This window comes from Synechococcus sp. A18-25c, from assembly GCF_014280035.1.
GTDB lineage: Bacteria > Cyanobacteriota > Cyanobacteriia > PCC-6307 > Cyanobiaceae > Synechococcus_C.
Map to the genome: position 1 here is coordinate 1,034,943 of NZ_CP047957.1, position 17,588 is coordinate 1,052,530.

A 17,588-nucleotide genomic window follows, 5' to 3' on the forward strand; every position below is an offset into this window, starting at 1 on the left:
GTTAGACCTCGGTTGTTGACGACTGGGGGAGGAGACTGCGCTTGGGATCGTGGCGGAACACCATCAGGCTGAGCGGCGGCAAGCAGAGATCCAGAGAGTTCTCATAGCCGTGAATGCCCCATTCGTCAGTGGGCTTTCCACCCATGTTGCCCAGGTTGCTGCCGCCGTACTTGGCTGCGTCGGAGTTGAAGATCTCTTCGTAGAAGCCGGAAAGCGGAACGCCGACGCGGTAGTGGGAGTGGCTTTGCGGTGTGAAATTGGCGACGACCACCAGCCAGGTGCCGCTGGCGCTCTCTCGACGCATGAAGCTGATCACGGAATGGCGATTGTCATTGCAGTCGATCCACTGGAAGCCAAATTGATCAAAGTCATCACGCCACAGCGCCGGTTCTGACTTGTAAAGCGCATTGAGGTCGCCAACCATCCGCTGCAGACCCTGATGCGGCTCGAAATTGAGCAGATCCCACTGCAGATCTCCCCACACGTTCCATTCAGCACGCTGGCCGAATTCCATCCCCATGAAGATGGTTTTCTTGCCTGGATGCGTCCACATGTACGCAAGCAACGCACGGGTGTTGGCGTACTTCTGCCAGTCGTCACCTGGCATTTTGTGCAGAAGGTGGCTCTTGCCATGCACCACTTCATCGTGGCTCAGGGCAAGCATGAAATTTTCGGTGTATGTGTACCAGATCGAGAAGGTGATGTTGTTCTGGTGGAACTGCCGGAACCAGGGATCGAGCTCGAAGTAATCGAGCATGTCGTGCATCCAACCCATGTTCCATTTGAGGTTGAATCCCAGACCTCCGATATCCGTTGGTTGCGTCACCATCGGCCAGGTGGTGGATTCCTCCGCGATGGAGAGAGCTCCAGGGAAGTGCTGGAAGAGCACGTGATTGGCCTGCTGGAGAAAGCGAACGGCTTCAGTGTTCTCTCGGCCGCCGTTCTCGTTAGGAAGCCATTCCCCGTCAGGCCGTAGATAGTCGCGGTAGAGCATCGATGCGACAGCATCCACTCGGATGCCATCGATGTGGAACTGGTCAAACCAGAACACCAGATTGGCCACGAGGAAGTTGCGCACTTCGTTGCGGCTGTAGTTGAAGATCAGCGTTCCCCATTCTTTGTGCTCGCCGATGCGCGGGTCAGCGTGCTCATAGAGGTGGCAGCCATCAAAGAAGGCCAGGCCATGGCTGTCCCGGGGAAAATGACCAGGAACCCAGTCGATGATCACGCCGATGCCTTCCGCATGGCAGCGATCGACAAAGGCGCGGAATTCATCGGGTGTTCCGTAGCGGCTGGTGGGCGCATACCAGCCAGTGACTTGATATCCCCAGGACCCATCAAATGGATGCTCGGTGATCGGCATCAATTCAATGTGGGTGAAACCCCGCTCCTTCACATAGGGGATCAGCCGGTCGGCCAGCTCCGAATAAGTAAGCAGTCGGGCCCCTGGTTTGAGATCTGCCGCAGGTACTGGTGCGCGGGGGCTGCCATCGGCCTCGAGAAACGGCTCGTCTGCCGAGGCATGCATCCAGCTGCCCAGATGCATCTCATAGACGGAGATGGGCTGGTCGAGAGCATTTTTGCTGTCGCGTGTCTGCATCCAGCTGGAGTCGCTCCACTGGAATCCATCCAGATGACTGACGATGGAACTGGTGTCTGGCCGTACCTCGTGCTGGAAGCCGTAGGGATCGGCCTTCTGGTAGCAGTGACCGTTCTGGGTGCGGATCTCGTACTTATAGAGATGGCCTTCGGGCAGGCCTGGAACGAACAGTTCCCAGATCCCTCCGACGCGTTGCTGCATCGGGTGCAGACGTCCATCCCAGGAATTCAGGTCGCCGATCACACTCACGCTGAGAGCGTTGGGTGCCCAAAGGCAGAACATCACGCCTTCGACCCCAGCCCGCTCACAGCGATGGGCACCCATCCTGCGCCAGATGTGGTGATGGTTGCCTTCAGCGAAGAGATGGCGGTCCATCTCCCCCATCCATTCTTCTCGGAAGGCCCAGGGGTCGCTCTGTTCGTGGGTGATGCCTCCGCGTTCAACCCGGACCCGGTAGTGGCAATCGGGATCCTTGGGCAGCTCGACCTCGAAGATCCAGGGGTGGTGAGGGGTCGCCATGGCGATCTCCTGTCCACTGAGTAGCAGGGTGACCCGCTGCGCTTCAGGCATCCAAACCCGGATCACCCAGGTGCCGTTCTCCAAAGGCTGGGGGCCGAGAATGGAGAAGGGGTGGTCGTGTCGGCATTCTGCGAGACGCTGCGCGTCCTCAACCATCCAGTCGAGCACCGTGCTGGGCATGCCGTCTGACATTCAATTGGGCGGGAGCTTAAGCGGAAAATTCCCTCAAACTCCCTCCATGCCAGGGAGTCAGACCAGATCCGCTGAGAAGTCGACGTTGATGATCCGCCCCTGACTGTTGAAGATCACAAAGAGGTTGTCAGTCACTTTGCCGAATTCAATTGTCACCAGAACCAGTTGCTGCTCGCTGCCCTGGCTGGCTACAAGCGCACTTTTGACGTGCTTCATCCCCCCGAGCACCCGCTCCAGCTTCGACCATTTGCGTTCCAGGTCGGCTGGTGAAATTTCTTTCTGGAACTCCAGATCCAAGTAGTAGCGCGCTGCGATCCAGCGACCGTCTTGGAGATCCTTGACGAAGTTGAGTGCGGTTTGCTCGATCGGCAGCAGCGTGCCGACCCATTTCCAAGCCAGCAGTTTGCCGTCGTCATCCAGCACCAGGATCAGGGGGACTTCCCGGGTTCCTTCATTGGTCACGGTCACCGTGTCAACGGTGGTGTCGTCGAGACCTGGGTTGATTTCCACCACACGGAAGGAGTCGATGACCGGTGCGCGTTTCAGTCGCTCGCCGATTGCTTCAACGCTGCTGGCAGACTTCAGGGGTGGCGCCAGAAGGTCGTAAATCGCCTGGGCGTCACGCGTCTGAATCGCTCTCAGCAGCGCACTGGCTGACGCATTGGCCCGTGCCGCTGTCAGGGTGGTGCGTGTTGAGCTCTCGGCCTGGGCGACGTGAAGATCGGCTTTGACACTCGCCGCGGGGATGAGCTCCACCGTGCAGGTGGCCAGGGCTGCGGCCAGAAGACAGGGGGTGAGCTTCACGGCAATCGACAAAGTAAGCGCCGTTAGTCTGCCGGAGTCCGACCGGTCTGGGGCAACAGCAGCGGCAGCATCTGCAAGTGCGCTGTGTCCAGCTGCAACTCGATGCTGATCACGCGGCAGTCGGCAGTGGGTGCGCCGCAAGGAGCGTCTGGATGACCGGGATTCACGGCAATCGCCGGCCAGGCGGCCCCTGCAATGGATAGACGCAGGCGGTCACCAGGGTTCAAGCTGGCATGCAGCGCCTGCAATTCCAGCGTCAGGGTCCGGGGATGGAGGGCGTTCTGACCGATGGTTCGTAAAACACCTGTGCTCAGCTGCTGAACAGACTCGGAGCCAGCGGGCAATCGTGAAAGGGCCACGCACAGATCAAAGCCGGGTTGATCGGCAAAGCCGACCAGCTGCAACATCGGCCTGCCGCTCAGTTGGAGGCTTTGACCGAGCGGAGCACTGGTGAATAGCGCCACATCGCTTCGCTGATCAACAGATGCCCGATCGACAGGGCCTGCGGTCGGACTCAGGTGGCCACCGATCGCCGGGACGGGCCGCCAGGGGTCATGGACGATCACGACCTTGCCACTGCCGTTGGCTCCATTGCTGATCAACGATCCCTCGCTGGGGTCATGGCAGGCCAGGCCTGCGCTTCGGAAGGTCCAGCGAGGATTACCCGCACTGGGCTGGTCGGCTGGATTGGTGGTGTGGAAGGCCTGCCAGCAGGCGCTGGTCTGGTCCCAGAGGTGCACACCGGTGGCGGCGCTGCCCTCACCGGCAGTCGTTGAGGGGTGATCCTGCAAGTGATGCTGGAAAAAGCTCAACAGAAGGCTGCTGCTTTGCGGCCACCACTGGAGATGAGTGGCTGGACCGATGTGCAGATCCGGTTGGCCGCCCACGGCGCGGGACCGTTCCGCCAGATCCAGCAAGCCGCGCAAATGCGGATCCCACCAGCCGCCGAGCAGCAGCATGGGTGTCTGCAACCAGCGCTCAGGCACGGAATGCTGGATCCAAGCCGACGCATCGTGCGCTGACTGATGCAACCAGCGCACGGCCATGCCATGCGGGTCGTGCTGTTCCAAAAGGCGCAGGCCGTCCCGCAGGTAGCTGCCGTCCTCCAGGCTGCGGCGGATCTCCTCCCAGTGCGCCTGGTCGCCACGGCGATGCGCCTGCAGGGCCGCCAGTTGCAGCCCCCATCCCAACCCCAGATGCCACCAGTGCGCCTCCCCCTCGCAGCTCCAGTGATTGCGTTCATCCAGGCCACACATCGCCGGTGCCATGCAGTCCGGTGGTGGACAGTCCTCCGGTGCCAGCAACTGGGTGAGACCTTGATAGGAAAAGCCATAGAGGCCAATTCGACCGTTGACCTCCGGCAGTGCACGCAACCAGGTGAGCGTGTCGGCGGTGTCACTCGCTTCCTGCGAGAAGCCAACGAAGGATCCCTGCGAATCGCCTTGGCCGCGCACGTCCTGAACGACCACCAGAAACCCATGCCGGCACCACCACTGGGGATGGGGAAGGGTGACGGTGGAGGCGATGGCCCGGCCATAGGGCTGACGCATCAGCAGGGTTGGCCAAGGGCCCTCACCCTGAGGGCGCCAAAGCCTGGACACGAGGGTCGTGCCGTCTTGGGTCGTCAGATTCGCGTCAGCGAACATCCGGACAATTGATGCCGATGGCGTAAGTCACCACAATTTCAGCATCGGTGTTGCTGAGGTTGCGCTGACCGGCCACCAAGGCGATCGATTCAGGAGAAAGGGCGGACTCGCCTCGCGCATTGAACGACATGAACTGCTGACACAGCGCTCGTGCCTCGCTGGGGTTGCGCTTGACGCTTTCCAGCAAAGACGACTGTGCTTGCGTCGGCGTGCTGAGGGTGAGCAGGGATGCAACCGCTGTCAGGGCCGCTAGCCACAGGTTGTGGAGGGAGCGCATCGGGAACCTCCGTCCGAAACTATCCTCATTTGAAACTGATGAGACGGCCTTGGCCGTGGTTGGCGGTCAGTTCGTGTTTTGCCTGTCTTGCGCAAGACGGATCCAGCGCCGCGCGACAGCCAGGTCGACCACCGGAGGCCGGCCGCTCCGCAGCTGCCGCTCCAGCCGTCCCGTGCGGTTGACCACGTCCTGAGGGCTGGACCCTGCGATGGCTGCCACTGTGGCCAGCCCGGCATGCATCAACAGAGCGGCGTCGGCGGGGGCTAGGTCGAGGGCACAGACCAAATCGGCCATGCCTTTCACACGCTTGAGGTTGCGGGCTGTCGCTCGCCCCGAGGCGGCGAGACGGCTGATCCGAACCTCATCCAGCTCGCGGACCTGTCCCCAACTGGTCAGACCTGCTGCTTGGAGAGCATCGCGCTCATAGCGGAGGTTTTGCGGCAGGTCATGCAGCTGTTCATCCGGTTTCATCCGGCGGAGAAGCTTCGTGTGGTCTCGCCGAGAACGACTGGCTTCGACGCTCCGTCACCAGCGGGCTGCAGCTGCCGCAGGCGAACGGTCACTTCGGCGCTGCCACGACCTCCGGGACGCACGTTCTGGGCAAGTTGCTGAAGCGTTGGCTCAATCGCTTCACGGGGAAAGTCCGCGCTGGCCTGAGCCACGATCAGATCATCGCCGTTGTCGAAAACCACTGGAGCCCGGAGGGCGCCCTCGATCCTGACGGTGGGTGTGTAACTGAGGCCGAAGGCCCAGCAGCTGATCGCCAGAACGAACGTGAAGCTGGTGACCCCCACCAGGCGGAAACGCAGTCCCCATTTGGCGATGAAAGCCACCAGCGTGATCACCAAAGACACGGCACCGCCTTTGACGAGCCAGCTTGTGGCGGTTTCGAGTAGGTCCTCGAGCGGCATGGGCTGGTGTGCTTTGAGTGTGGTCTTTATATTGCGTCGACCTCGGGCTTGTTGACGGGCAGCGATGCGTCGAGGCGGAATCGTCACGCAGAGACAGAAGCTTCTTCTTTCCCTTCTGGGAGGAAGCCTGATTGGAGGTGGGACGCTCTGGCTCGTGGCCGATCGGGTGATCGCCACGCAATTCCAACGTCTTCGCCCCCTTCTCGAAACGCGGGTGTCCGAACCGCTTGGCCACCCGGTCAGCCTCGGTCGCTATCGGGGACTGGGTCTACAGGGCATCAGTTTCGGTCCCATTGCAGTGGAAGCGGGATCTGCCGATCAATCCACCGCAGCCATCGAGCGCCTGAGCATCGGCTTCAACCCGCTGAAGAGCCTGTTGCGGCTGCGTCCGGTCCTCCCCGTCAGGGTTCAGGGCGTTCAGCTGGAATTGCAGCGCAATGCTCAAGGGGCTTATTGGGTCCCTGGTCCCCTGCCGCAGGGAGGATCCCCACCGCGTCTTGATCTGCAAGTGCGCTTGGTTGATCCGGCCAGGATTCGACTTGCACCAGGCGACTTAACGGTCTCCGCGGCTGGCTGGAGTGGCATCCAGCTGGATGAGAGTCGTGCAAAGGCGTCTTTTCAGCTCATGCTTCCCGATCGAGGCAGGGTGATGGTTCGGGGAGAGGGGCGCTGGGATCAACCCGAAGTGGAACTCAGCACGCGGGTGGAACGTCTGCAGCTTGGCCTCTATCAAAGCCTGCTGCCTGACAATTTCCCAGCGCAGTTCAAGGGACAGCTTGGTGGCCAGGTGCGCGTCGCCTGGCGCGATGGCCGCGCCCACTGCGAAGGCGGACTCTCGCTGGTGGATGTGACGTTCAGCGGTGAACCCCTGGACCATGCCCTCCAGTCCCCGCAACTGCGCCTCAGTTGCCTTGGTGATCAGCTCTCAGTGCCCACAAGCCGTTGGGTCTACGGGCCCTACCAAGCCCGTTTTGGTGGCAGCGTGCGTCTCAACCGCTCCTTTGATCTGAAGGGGGCATTGGAGGAGCCCAATCAAGATCGCCGCTTGGCCTTTCAGCTCAACGGCGCTTGGCATCAGCCCCGTGTTCGCGTAGATGGCCGCTGGGCTTTGCCGTCATCGATCCCGCTGGATGGCCCCTTGCAGCTCGGTGCTGAGCTCCAGGCCGACTGGCGTGAGGGGCCGCGATGGACGGCCACGCTCGATCAATTTGACCTCAGGGCTCCCGGACTCGTGGTGGAGGCCAAGGGTGCGTTGCATCCTCGGCTAAACGTCAGCACCCAGCAGCTTCAGTTGGCGGGTCCAGCCTGGAAACGCCTGCCTCTGGTGCCCAAGCTCCTAGGAACAACGGCTCCTGTGTCCGGTGCCTTGACCCTGCAAGGTCAAAGCGTCCAACCCGAAGTGGCACTCAGCCTGCGGCAGACCAGTAATCCACTGCTTCAGGACTGGTCGCTCAAGAGTGGATGGACGGCTCAATCCGGTCTGCTGCGTCTGGAGCAATGGCGCAGCCCCGAACTGAATGCCGAGGCACAGCTTCCCCTGGTTTTGGCCAACGGTGGAATCAAGACCGGAGATTTGAAAGCGTCTCTGCAGCTGGAGGCCTACCCACTGGAGCGGATTGGTCCTCTGCTGGGGACCGTGATGGATGGCACGTTCAGTGCTTCCGGAGAGATCAGTGGTCCCCTCGATGCCTTGCGCCCGGATCTGCAGATCGCTGTGGTTCATCCACGCGCCGGTGCACTGCGCTTGATGGAGGACTGGAGCGGTCGGTTTGAGGGTCAATCCGGTGGCGGTGGCGTGTTGTCCATGGCCTCAGTCGGTTCTGTCATTCCAGGAGGGTTGGACGCTCAGTTCGGTTCTGACTGGCTTCCCGCTGACGTGCGGCTTCGCCGCCGCAACGGTGAGCTGCGTTTGCAAGGCACACTGGCGGACTACCGCTGGACAGCGACCAACTTCGCTGTGGATGGTTTGGAGCTGGCGTTGCCGCCCAGGCAGCGTTGGGAAGGCGTTTATGGCTTGCTGAGTGGCCAGGGCTCGCTGGGATTGCAGCCCCTGGCAATGGAGGCAGATCTCACGCTCAGTCGTCCAGGCCTGATGGGTGTGCAACTGCAGCAGATCCTCCTGAGCGGTCGCTACATCAATCGTCGCTACAGCCTGACCGGTGAACTGCTGCCTCCCGATACGGGACAGATCACGCTGGAGGGTGAAGGCCGCATTGGCGGAGCTGTTCAGGCGCAGACCGTTGCTCGGGGTGTTAGTGCCCGCTGGCTTAGCAATAGTGTGCTCAGCTTGCTGCAGCTCAATCAAGATCTGCCTCTCGTGAAAGGCACTGCGGCGGATCTAGGGACGCTTCTCGTGAACACTTTCGGCGGCACGCTGGATGGTCAGCTGCGTGCCCTGGGAGATGCGCGTGAAGCACTGCTCAAGGCCAAGACCGACTATCGCGACATCGAGCCCTTCCATCTCGAGGATCTCAGGGGTCAGTTGGACGCGGTCATTGATCTCCAGGGTCCTGAGATTGCAGATCTCAACATCGATCTCAAGGCTCGGGGGCATCTCTGGATCGAGGGAGACGACGCGGACTATGCCTTGCAGGTCAAGCCGTTCACGGCCCGTCTTGAAGGCCCTCTGGTGGGTGGCGAGGGCCGGTTTTCGCTGGCGCATTTGCCCTTTGCGCTAATGGGGCTGGTCGCACCAATGCCCGCGGCGCTTCAGGGTGCTCTCGGCCTGCGTGGCGCCTACCGGCTCAACGGTGCCAATTCGGAGATCACCAGTGAGCTTGTGCTCGAGGACGCCAAGGTTGGGGCCTACCCGATTGAATTCCAAAGCAGCCAGGTGCTGCTGAAAGATCAGGCCCTCACGCTGGATCTGTCTCTTACATCCCAGTCATCGTCCGAGCCGGTGACGGTGACTGGTCGCATTCCGTTGATCGCGGATCAGCCCCTTGATCTGCGGATTGTCAGCTTGGGTGATGGGCTGCGCTTCCTGACCGGTCTGACCAACGATGTGGTCACCTGGAACGAAGGGGAAGTGGATCTGCGCCTGTTGCTGGGCGGCACGCTCGGATCGCCCGAGGCCAATGGTTATGTGGTGATCAAGGACGGCGCTTTTGAGGCCCAGGGGCAGACCATCTCCAAGGTCAATGGCTCCATCCTGTTTGATTTCGACCGCCTTGAGGTGCAGTCGCTCACCGGTTGGTTCGCGTCAGGCGGTCAGCTCATTGGCAGTGGTGCACTGTCGCTGTTGAAACCAGCTTTGGAGCCAGAGCCGTTACGCCTCCAGCTGGACAAGGCCAGAATCAAGGTGCCGGTGGCTGATGTGGAAGTCGGTGCTGACCTGATCGTGACGGGTGCTCTGGTGAACCCCCAGATAGGGGGCCAGTTGGACATCAGCAACGGTGCGATCAAGCCGCGTCGCACCAAGGTAACCCGTGATTCCTCCGCATCGGATCAGGATCAACCGCCAGCAAAGACCGCCGAGGCTGGAGGTGAGGCAACGGCCACCACCGTGGAAGCGTTGCTGGAAGAGCAATGGAATTTCAATGAGCCTTTGGTCTTGCAGGGCGCTGAAGTCGAAGCGGACACCAGCCGTTCGATCAAGGCCGCGATGCCCAAGCTTCCTTTCATTGGATTCCGCGATCTGCGCGTGTCCTTCGGTCCCAAGTTGCGGGTGGAAGTCCCCTTCTTTGCCACGTTCAAGACCCGAGGTCTGCTGACGGTGAACGGGGCTTTCGATCCCAACCTGGAACTGCGCGGGGTGGTGCAGCTTTTGTCCGGACGGGTGTCGATGTTCACGACCACCTTCACCCTCGATCCTCGGGCCTCCAACGTGGCGGTGTTTACGCCATCCATGGGCTTAATCCCTTACGTGGATGTTGCTATGACCACGCGGGTGTCAGACAACGTCACGCTTCCGGTGGAGAACGATGCCTTCTCCACCACAGTGTTTGATTCCAACGGGCTGGGAAATCTGGGCGCGGGCGGACAACTGCGGCTGATCAAGGTGCTGCTGTTAGCGACTGGACCTGCCGATCGCTTAGCGCAGAACATTCAGCTGCGCAGCACACCGGCTCTCTCTCAGCCCCAATTGATGGCCCTGATTGGTGGTAACTCTCTGGCTGGATTGTCGGGTGCCGGTGCTGGGACGGCGATTGCAGCCGTTCTTGGCCAATCGCTGCTGTCGCCGGTGTTGGGCACACTCACGGATGCCTTCAGCCAGCGGCTGCAATTCGCTCTTTATCCCACCTACGTGACGCCAGTGGTTCAAAGTGAATCCGAGCGCATCTCGGGTCAGGTGCCTCCACAGCTGGCGCTGGTTACCGATATCGGCGTTGCTGTAACGGACCGCTTTGATTTCTCGGTTCTGGCGGCCCCCAATCGCAATGACATTCCTCCTCAGGGCACCCTGACGTACCAGATCAATTCCAATCTCAGTGCATCCGGGTCCGTGGATACCCAGGGCACCTGGCAAAGCCAACTTCAGTTGTTCTTCCGGTTCTGAGTCATGTCAGACCCTTGTGTGCTTGGGGTTGATCTGGGCGGGACGGCCATCAAGCTCGGACTGTTCAGTCTGGGCGGCGACCTGCTGGCGGAACATCAACTCCCGACCCCGCAACCGGCCACTCCGGGGGCAGTCTGCATGGCGATCGTTGAGGCCATTGGAGTTCTCGATCCCGATGGCCGCGCGTCGGCGGTGGGGATCGGCTTGCCGGGACCGATGGATGCCGAGGCCCGCATCGCCCGTGTGTGCATCAACCTGCCCGGCTGGGAGGAGGTGCCCTTAGCGGCTTGGTTGGAACCCCGCCTCAACCGCCGCGTCACCCTCGCCAATGACGGCAACTGTGCGCTCGTGGGTGAAGCCTGGAAAGGAGCTGCCAGCGGCTTTGATGACGTGGTGCTGCTGACCCTCGGCACTGGTGTCGGAGGTGGAGTGATGCTCTCCGGCGCCTTGTTCACAGGCCATCACGGTGCTGCGGCCGAGCCTGGTTTGATCACGCTGTTCCCAGAAGGACCCGCGTGCAACAGCGGGAATCGCGGCTCTCTGGAGCAATACGCCAGCATCACGGGTCTGCAACGTCTTGGCGCCGACGACCCCGCCGCACTGGCCGCGGCTGCATCCGGTGGGGATCAAGAGGCCCTGGCGATCTGGGATCGCTACGGGGAGCTGCTCGGGACTGGGATCAGTTCCTTGGTGTACGTGTTCACCCCCCAGTTAGTGCTGCTGGGCGGTGGCCTTGCCGGGGCGAGTGCTCATTTCCTGCCTGCCGTGCAGCGTGAGGTGACGTCCCGGGTTCAAGCCATCAGTCGTGAGGGGCTTCAGATCAAGGCGTGTGCCTTGGGCAATGGAGCTGGACGTCTGGGTGCGGCTCGCCTGGCGGTTCAGCGCTTGCTTTCATCTGCGCCACCCCAAGCGGGATGATGGTGCGTCGTCGCTGATCCATGCCCGTGCAGGCCGTTCCAGAACCCTCCCCGGAGCTTCTGTCGTTAGCGGTTGGATTGCGCCGGGCCGCGACTGACCTAGGCCAGACCAGTGATCAGCAGCGCCGTGACGCTTTGCTGGCCATGGCTCAGTCCCTCCAATCCCATGCAGAAGCAATCGTTGCGGCCAATCTTGAGGATCGTCAGAGAGCGGAGCAGAACGGCTTGGCGCCGGCCTTACTGGCGCGTCTGAAACTCGATGCCGCCAAGCTGGATGGGGCGATCGCCGGTGTGCGTCAGCTGGCGGAGTTGCCGGACCCCCTTGGCCAGCGTCAGTTGCATCGTGAGCTGGATGAAGGGCTGGTGCTCGAGCGTGTGAGTGTGGCTCTCGGGGTTGTGGGTGTGATCTTCGAGGCACGCCCTGATGCTGTGATCCAGATCGCTTCATTGGCGATCCGATCTGGAAACGGCGCGATTCTCAAAGGTGGTCGGGAAGCCGAGTCCACGAACAAGGCAGTGATGATCGCCCTTCAGGACGGGCTCAAGGCAACCACCGTGTCGCCCGATGCACTCGCGCTGCTCACCACCCGAGAAGACAGCCTGGCGCTACTGCGGCTCGATGGGTTGGTGGATTTGATCATTCCCCGCGGCAGCAATGAGTTGGTGCGCTTCATTCAGGACAACACCCGCATCCCCGTGTTGGGCCATGCGGATGGGGTCTGTCACCTCTACGTCGATGCCGAGGCGGATCCCGATCAGGCGGTGACGATTGCAATCGACAGCAAGACGCAGTACCCCGCTGCTTGCAATGCGATCGAGACATTGCTGGTGCACAACGCCATCGCTGCTTCGTTTCTGGACAAGGCCATTCCCGCTTTCCAGGCCAAGGGTGTGCGCCTGCTCGGCGACCCTGCGGCCTGCAGTCTCGGCATCGAGGACGTGGCGACCGATGCGGACTGGAGCACGGAGTATCTCGATCTGACCCTGTCGGTGCGAATCGTGGACGATCTCGAGACGGCGCTGGAGCACATTCGCCGTTATGGCTCTCGTCACACCGAAGCGATCGCCACCCGCAACCGCGCCACAGCGGAACGATTCCTGCGGGCCGTTGATAGCGCTGGTGTTTACCACAATTGTTCGACTCGTTTCGCCGATGGTTTCCGTTATGGATTCGGCGCAGAGGTGGGCATCAGCACCCAAACGTTGCCTCCCCGTGGTCCGGTGGGACTCGAGGGTCTGGTGACCTATCGCTATCGCCTGCGTGGTGATGGGCATATCGCCGCCGACTATGCCTCCGGTGATCGACAGTTCACACATCGGGAGCTGCCGGCATGACCCTGCAACCGTTGGATGTGATTCGGGTCGATGATCTGCGTCTCTGGGCCCATGTCGGCGTGCTCGATCATGAGCGTCGCGATGGTCAATGGTTTCGCGTTGATCTGGCTCTGCATCTGGATGTGAGCCAGGCGGCGTTGGCCGATTCGCTGGAGGCCACTGCCGATTACAGCCGGGCAGTGCAGGCCCTTCAGACCCTGGCCTCTGAGATTCGATGCCAGACGATTGAACATTTCAGTGAACGCATGTTCGAGGTGCTCGAACAGCTTTATGGCTCCATTCCGATCCAGTTGCGTCTCTGCAAGTGCCATCCCCCCATCCCTGGATTCGCCGGTACGGTGAGCCTCGAACGCTGGCGCCGTCAACCGTCTTGAGATGACCTCCTCGGTGCCGTCAGCCACTAGGCGTCCGTTGGTTCTTGTGCATGGGCTGTGGGATACCCCGCGGCTGTTCCGCCGTTTGGAGCGGCAGCTCGAAGCCCATCACATTCCATTGTTGGTGCCGCACCTGCCCCATCGCCTTGGCGCGGTGCCCTTGTGCAACCTGGCGGAACAGCTTGATGGGCACATTCGTCGTCAATTCGGCGAGGAGCAGACCATTGACCTGTTGGGCTTTTCAATGGGTGGTGTCATCTCCAGAATTTGGCTTCAGCAGCTGGGTGGTGCCCATCGCACCCATCGCTTCATCAGCGTCGGTAGTCCGCAGCGCGGCACAGTCACAGCGCAATGGATCCCTCCCTGGCTGTTTGCCGGGCTGGCTGACATGAAGCGGGGCAGTCCCTTGCTGCGGCGGCTGAATGACGATGTCGCCTCGCTCCGCCAGGTCGACTGTCTCAGCTATTTCTGTCGCTGGGACCTCATGGTGGTGCCGGGCTGGCAAGCTCATCTGCCGGTGGGGGCCGTGCACAGTATTCCTGTGCTGACGCACCAACAGCTGGTCAGTGATTCGCGTGCGCTTGATCGTTTAGAGCAAGCACTTCTGCGTGACTGATTGGTTGCTTCGGCGGTGACAGATTGTGTTCCAATGGTCACACTCTGGGGGTTCCATCCAGAGCCGCGTATGTGTTTTTCGGCCTCGGCAAGTTTCACAGCATCAGCTGTGCTGATGCCTCTCGGGTTGTATTCAAACCATCTGGCCAGTCGCCATGAGCGGCCGGATTACAAACCATTGGCCTTGGTGCCCTTTTTCTTTGGTGTGCAGCAGTTTGTCGAAGGATTGGAGTGGACGGCCATTGATAACGGTGGATTGGAGCCTCTTGGAACCATTGCTGCGAAGGGCTTTTTGTTCTTCGCCTATTGCTTCTGGATGATCTGGATTCCATGGAGTGCCTGGTCGATCAGTCGAAGTACCGACTCCAAAGGACTGCAACGGCGGCTCAAATGGGTGGCGATTGTGGCCACGGTGCTAGGGATCGGGTTTTACATCCCCGTGCTGTTTCAGGCCGATCTTGTGCAACCCGCCATCGAATCCGGTCGCATTCACTATCAAGTGGATACCGCTTGGCACAACTTTGTGAACACCGAACCCGTCGGGCAACTCGCGTACTGGGGGTTCATTGTGCTGCCACTGGTTGCATTGAGTGACCGCGCGGTCAAGTTGTTCGGCGTCCTTATCTTTGTGTCGATTTTTCTCACCTGGCTTACCTACAGCATCGCCTTCAATTCCGTGTGGTGTTTTTACTGCGCCGTGCTGTCGATCATGGTGATCTGGATTGTGAATCGTCCCCATCTCCGTCAGGCCTGAAGCCGATGGCTGAGCAGCTGGTGGCATCGCTGGAATCCATGGGTCAGCTCCTGCTGGCCATGGATACCGGCGTCGGTCTGTTGATTGGCGTGGGCCTGTCGATGTCGGCGTCGCATCTCTTCTCGTTGCTTGCCAATCGGCTCACGCCAACTCAGATCTTGCTGCATATGGCGGTGGACGGACTGGTGCTGAGCCTGGCGTTTCTGTTGGGAATTCTTTGCCACAGCCTGATGCTGATGCTGCTGGAGGGCGTCCCCCTTCAGCCGATCACCTTTGCCAACCGCATGGGGGCGGCCCTCTGGCCTGGGCTGTTTTATGTCCTGGCGGCGGCTCCTTACGTGAGTGATCTGATTGCGGTCAGCCTGCTGGCCTGGATACACCTCAATGTGCTGGTGTTGCTGCAGGTCGTTTACGGCATTCCACTTCTGACCGGTTTGGTGGTGGCCACTCCTGGCTTTGTGGTCGCCTTGCTGTTGGTCGGGCTGTTGTTTGCTCAGCGCTGGCGCACCAGCTACGACATGCTCGCCCGCGAAGTGGCAGACCTGACCCAGCCATGACTGCTTCGTCCTCCACGTCGTCCGCGACGGTTCAATCGTCTGCAGTGCAGCACCAGCGAAGGCGCCTCCGTCATGGTCGTCGCTGGCTGGTGGTGGCGTTGGTGTGTGTGGCGATGCTCGGCTTGCTCGGGTTGACGGCCGTACGTCGGGATGCGTCCTCCCTGCTGGCACCGGAATCACTGCTTGAACTGCTGACCTGGTTCGGTTCGGTTGTGGTGATCGTGACCGCCCTTGTTGGTGTGTATTCGGTGATGGTGGATTTCGTGTTTTGGGAAGGCTGGATGCATGGTCTTCCCGATCCCAGTCGCTTGTTTGCCGCAGAGGATGGGGCGCAAGGTGGCCATCGTCATTACCTGGTGTATCTCGATGGCATTCATCAGAGTGAAGAAAGTCATCCTCCGCGCGTGAGCGAATTTCTGGGATGTCTGGATGACGCCATCCCCGCCGACACGCTTCTGGTGAAAGGCATTGAGGCCTACACCATCACCAATGCAGGACTGCGCTCGACAACCCTTGGGGGTTGGTTCTGGCAGCGTCTCTTTGCTTTTCAGGAACAGCATCCCAATGGTTTGATCCGCTTCATCTGCGCTTTCTGTGTTCAGGCCAACAATGTGATCAAGGTCGGCATCTCGTCGGATCGTCGTTACGGTCCCGTGATGAATTACGAGCTCGCGTTGAAGATCGCGCGCCGTCTGGAATCGGTGGGATTTCAGCCCAGCAGCGCCGCTCGCATCGTTCTCGTGGGGTACAGCGGGGGTGGTGAGATGGCCATCGGTACGGCGGAGATTCTTCAGCAGCTTTGCCGCGTGCCCGTGCAAGTGATCACCGTTTGTGGAGTGTTCAGTGGAAACGGCGCTCTGGAAACAATCCGGGATGTGGCCATGGTGGTGGGTAGTCGGGATCCCGTGGCGGCGCTGGGTCGGATCGCGTACCCCGGCCGCCTGTCGCTGCTTCTACTTTCCAACTGGAATCGTTGGCAGCGGAAGAATCCTTTGCATCGCTATCCGATTGAAGGGATGAGTCACAACGGGGCCTCAGGACCCTTTTCGGTGGCTTACCGCGGTGAAGTGGTGAAAGCCATCTGCCGGGAACTGGAGCGATCAGACCTCACGTCATCCTCGACGTCTCCCCATTGAGGGCTCGCACGAGTGCGAATGGACTGTGGCGGGGCTGGCTGAGCCGCAGCCTGCGCTGTGCATCGGAGCGTGAGGCGTTGGAGTGGAAGAGATCTTGGGGCAGCTGCTCGAGGCTGTTGCGGTAGCGACCCACGCAATGCTCTGGTGCCTGAAGGCCTGCATCAAGCAGCTGCTGGAGCTGGTGCAGCAGTCGCTGCCGCCAGAGGTCGCCGAGGGTGAGAGGAAACAAGCTGGTGGTTCCGGTGATGGCCAGTTCCACCAAAGCGGTGGAGTCAATGCAGAAGCCCAGTGCTCCGTAGCCCCCCCCATGAAGATCACTCAACTGAGCTTCGCTGTTGTGCACGGCTCCCATGAGTTCGCAGAGATCGAGGGCCTCTTCCAGTGATTGGTCGTGCAGTTCACCCGTTGGATAGGCCACGGTGCCGTTGTTCCGATCGTTCTGCCAAGGGCGATGTTGATCATTCAGCGCGGCCCAGCCATTGAGTCCCTCAGTCCCCTGGTAGTACTGCAACAGCACGGTGTCAGCCTCCGGGCTCGGAGGCTTTAGCTCCATTTCCAGAGAGCAGTGGGGGAGAAGTGCTCTGATCTCCTCCCCATCCGCATCAAGAAGTCCGGTCCGATAGGGCACGGCCAAAGGAACCTGCTGCCAATGATCACTGTTGTGCGTGCTGGCACCGAGCCCGAAGCTGGCCACGCTGGCTCGGATTCGGCCGCGGCACTGCCATCCACGGGCTCGAAGTTGTTGGAGCAGGGCGCGTCCACTGCTTATTCCGCAAAACTGAAAGGGTGTGGATCCGCCGGGCATCGATGGCAATCGGTTGCTGCCAAGAGCGTTCAGCACCTGGGCCATCACCCGGTTGCGCTGCCTCGCACGCTCGGATTGGAGCGAGGAAAGCCCTTCGTTGCGCCAGCAGAGCGTGTTCCCGAGGGCACTGATCTTGGTGAGAGTGCCGCTGGGTTTTGATGTCTCCACCGGTCCCGCGAGATCCGTTGCCACGATTGTTTCGAGCTCGTCCAGGCTTTCGGGCAGCGGCACGGTGCGGTGGTCGTTGAGTGCCACCTGTCGCTCACTCCATCGATCGATGGCGCGACGTTGTTGGCGCTTTGGTGATGTGGGCAGCAGATGTTGCAGGTCATCCGCCAGCGTGGCGAGAAGCAAGGGACTGATCAGGCCTGTTTCCAGCAGCCCGCCGATCGTGCGCAAATGGTCTGGCAAGTTGGCCTGCCGCAGCTTCCAACGACGCGGAAGCATTAGCAGCAAGGGGATCAACTGTTGATGGTGGAGATCGCTGAGAAGGTCCTTGAGGAAGGCATCACGATTGATGCCGCGGCGCAAGCTGCTTAGCTCGAGCGCCTGGTCGAAGGCCAGTAGAGGTGCAAGATCTGTTCCGTCCTCGACGCGATGGCCCCATTCGGGGCTGAGCCTGAGCGGGTCATCTGCCATGGCTCAGGC

15 protein-coding genes are annotated in these 17,588 nt (G+C 60.8%); 8 read left to right on the forward strand and 7 right to left on the reverse strand.

Annotated elements, in window-relative coordinates; genetic code table 11:
- Position 1: 1 nt before the first annotated feature.
- The 6 genes from glgB to SynA1825c_RS05705 form a co-directional block, all read right to left on the reverse strand.
- Positions 2 to 2,299, reverse strand: coding sequence for a 1,4-alpha-glucan branching protein GlgB (glgB, locus tag SynA1825c_RS05680; RefSeq protein ID WP_186470667.1), 2,298 nt, complete (start codon positions 2,297 to 2,299; stop codon positions 2 to 4).
- Between the two features lie 69 nt (positions 2,300 to 2,368).
- Entirely contained in the window at positions 2,369 to 3,115 is a 747-nt protein-coding gene (locus SynA1825c_RS05685; protein WP_186470668.1) for a DUF3887 domain-containing protein, read from the reverse strand.
- Between the two features lie 23 nt (positions 3,116 to 3,138).
- Positions 3,139 to 4,761, reverse strand: a complete 1,623-nt coding sequence (locus SynA1825c_RS05690; RefSeq protein ID WP_186470669.1) for a CocE/NonD family hydrolase — start codon at positions 4,759 to 4,761, stop codon at positions 3,139 to 3,141.
- Complete coding sequence (locus SynA1825c_RS05695; protein WP_186470670.1) at positions 4,751 to 5,038, reverse strand: hypothetical protein; 288 nt, start codon at positions 5,036 to 5,038, stop codon at positions 4,751 to 4,753. The genes SynA1825c_RS05690 and SynA1825c_RS05695 overlap by 11 nt, the downstream gene beginning before the upstream one ends.
- A gap of 66 nt (positions 5,039 to 5,104) precedes the next feature.
- On the reverse strand, positions 5,105 to 5,509 hold the full coding sequence (locus SynA1825c_RS05700) for a DUF4332 domain-containing protein (RefSeq protein ID WP_186470671.1): 405 nt from the start codon (positions 5,507 to 5,509) through the stop codon (positions 5,105 to 5,107).
- The gene (locus SynA1825c_RS05705) at positions 5,506 to 5,949 is read right to left on the reverse strand and encodes a Ycf51 family protein (protein ID WP_186471051.1); all 444 of its coding nucleotides are present in this window, start codon (positions 5,947 to 5,949) and stop codon (positions 5,506 to 5,508) included. Before SynA1825c_RS05705 ends, SynA1825c_RS05700 begins: the two co-directional genes overlap by 4 nt.
- A gap of 64 nt (positions 5,950 to 6,013) precedes the next feature.
- Here SynA1825c_RS05705 and SynA1825c_RS05710 point away from each other — a divergent pair, with 64 nt between their 5' ends.
- The 8 genes from SynA1825c_RS05710 (at position 6,014) to SynA1825c_RS05745 (ending at position 16,135) form a co-directional block, all read left to right on the forward strand.
- The gene (locus SynA1825c_RS05710) at positions 6,014 to 10,447 is read left to right on the forward strand and encodes a translocation/assembly module TamB domain-containing protein (RefSeq protein ID WP_186470672.1); all 4,434 of its coding nucleotides are present in this window, start codon (positions 6,014 to 6,016) and stop codon (positions 10,445 to 10,447) included.
- Positions 10,448 to 10,450: 3 nt separating this feature from the next.
- Positions 10,451 to 11,365, forward strand: coding sequence for an ROK family protein (locus SynA1825c_RS05715; protein ID WP_186470673.1), 915 nt, complete (start codon positions 10,451 to 10,453; stop codon positions 11,363 to 11,365).
- A 20-nt stretch (positions 11,366 to 11,385) separates the two neighbouring features.
- Complete coding sequence (locus SynA1825c_RS05720; protein WP_186470674.1) at positions 11,386 to 12,699, forward strand: glutamate-5-semialdehyde dehydrogenase; 1,314 nt, start codon at positions 11,386 to 11,388, stop codon at positions 12,697 to 12,699.
- The gene (gene folB / locus SynA1825c_RS05725) at positions 12,696 to 13,073 is read left to right on the forward strand and encodes a dihydroneopterin aldolase (RefSeq protein WP_186470675.1); all 378 of its coding nucleotides are present in this window, start codon (positions 12,696 to 12,698) and stop codon (positions 13,071 to 13,073) included. Before SynA1825c_RS05720 ends, folB begins: the two co-directional genes overlap by 4 nt.
- A 1-nt stretch (position 13,074) precedes the next feature.
- Positions 13,075 to 13,689, forward strand: a complete 615-nt coding sequence (locus SynA1825c_RS05730) for a triacylglycerol lipase (RefSeq protein WP_186470676.1) — start codon at positions 13,075 to 13,077, stop codon at positions 13,687 to 13,689.
- Between the two features lie 69 nt (positions 13,690 to 13,758).
- Positions 13,759 to 14,442 carry a DUF6629 family protein gene (locus tag SynA1825c_RS05735; RefSeq protein WP_186471052.1) on the forward strand — a complete coding sequence of 228 codons (684 nt, stop codon included), beginning with the start codon at positions 13,759 to 13,761 and terminating at the stop codon, positions 14,440 to 14,442.
- 5 nt (positions 14,443 to 14,447) lie between these two features.
- Positions 14,448 to 14,999 (forward strand): hypothetical protein, encoded by a 552-nt coding sequence (locus tag SynA1825c_RS05740; protein WP_186470677.1) that lies wholly within the window; start codon positions 14,448 to 14,450, stop codon positions 14,997 to 14,999.
- Entirely contained in the window at positions 14,996 to 16,135 is a 1,140-nt protein-coding gene (locus tag SynA1825c_RS05745; protein ID WP_186470678.1) for an alpha/beta hydrolase, read from the forward strand. Before SynA1825c_RS05740 ends, SynA1825c_RS05745 begins: the two co-directional genes overlap by 4 nt.
- On the opposite strand, the gene SynA1825c_RS05750 is transcribed toward SynA1825c_RS05745, so the two are convergent.
- Complete coding sequence (locus tag SynA1825c_RS05750; RefSeq protein WP_186470679.1) at positions 16,107 to 17,579, reverse strand: ArgR family transcriptional regulator; 1,473 nt, start codon at positions 17,577 to 17,579, stop codon at positions 16,107 to 16,109. The genes SynA1825c_RS05745 and SynA1825c_RS05750 overlap by 29 nt on opposite strands.
- Positions 17,580 to 17,588 lie beyond the last annotated feature (9 nt).

What these genes read in the sequence shown, in the direction of transcription:
- SynA1825c_RS05750 (WP_186470679.1), bottom strand. Translation starts at nt 17,579, where the DNA reads ATGGCAGATGACCCGCTCAGGCTCAGCCCCGAATGGGGCCATCGCGTC.
- glgB (WP_186470667.1), bottom strand. Translation starts at nt 2,299, where the DNA reads ATGCCCAGCACGGTGCTCGACTGGATGGTTGAGGACGCGCAGCGTCTC.
- SynA1825c_RS05740 (WP_186470677.1), top strand. Translation starts at nt 14,448, where the DNA reads ATGGCTGAGCAGCTGGTGGCATCGCTGGAATCCATGGGTCAGCTCCTG.
- SynA1825c_RS05720 (WP_186470674.1), top strand. Translation starts at nt 11,386, where the DNA reads ATGCCCGTGCAGGCCGTTCCAGAACCCTCCCCGGAGCTTCTGTCGTTA.
- SynA1825c_RS05715 (WP_186470673.1), top strand. Translation starts at nt 10,451, where the DNA reads ATGTCAGACCCTTGTGTGCTTGGGGTTGATCTGGGCGGGACGGCCATC.
- SynA1825c_RS05735 (WP_186471052.1), top strand. Translation starts at nt 13,759, where the DNA reads ATGTGTTTTTCGGCCTCGGCAAGTTTCACAGCATCAGCTGTGCTGATG.
- SynA1825c_RS05730 (WP_186470676.1), top strand. Translation starts at nt 13,075, where the DNA reads ATGACCTCCTCGGTGCCGTCAGCCACTAGGCGTCCGTTGGTTCTTGTG.
- SynA1825c_RS05690 (WP_186470669.1), bottom strand. Translation starts at nt 4,761, where the DNA reads ATGTTCGCTGACGCGAATCTGACGACCCAAGACGGCACGACCCTCGTG.
- SynA1825c_RS05745 (WP_186470678.1), top strand. Translation starts at nt 14,996, where the DNA reads ATGACTGCTTCGTCCTCCACGTCGTCCGCGACGGTTCAATCGTCTGCA.
- SynA1825c_RS05705 (WP_186471051.1), bottom strand. Translation starts at nt 5,949, where the DNA reads ATGCCGCTCGAGGACCTACTCGAAACCGCCACAAGCTGGCTCGTCAAA.
- SynA1825c_RS05700 (WP_186470671.1), bottom strand. Translation starts at nt 5,509, where the DNA reads ATGAAACCGGATGAACAGCTGCATGACCTGCCGCAAAACCTCCGCTAT.
- SynA1825c_RS05710 (WP_186470672.1), top strand. Translation starts at nt 6,014, where the DNA reads ATGCGTCGAGGCGGAATCGTCACGCAGAGACAGAAGCTTCTTCTTTCC.
- folB (WP_186470675.1), top strand. Translation starts at nt 12,696, where the DNA reads ATGACCCTGCAACCGTTGGATGTGATTCGGGTCGATGATCTGCGTCTC.
- SynA1825c_RS05695 (WP_186470670.1), bottom strand. Translation starts at nt 5,038, where the DNA reads ATGCGCTCCCTCCACAACCTGTGGCTAGCGGCCCTGACAGCGGTTGCA.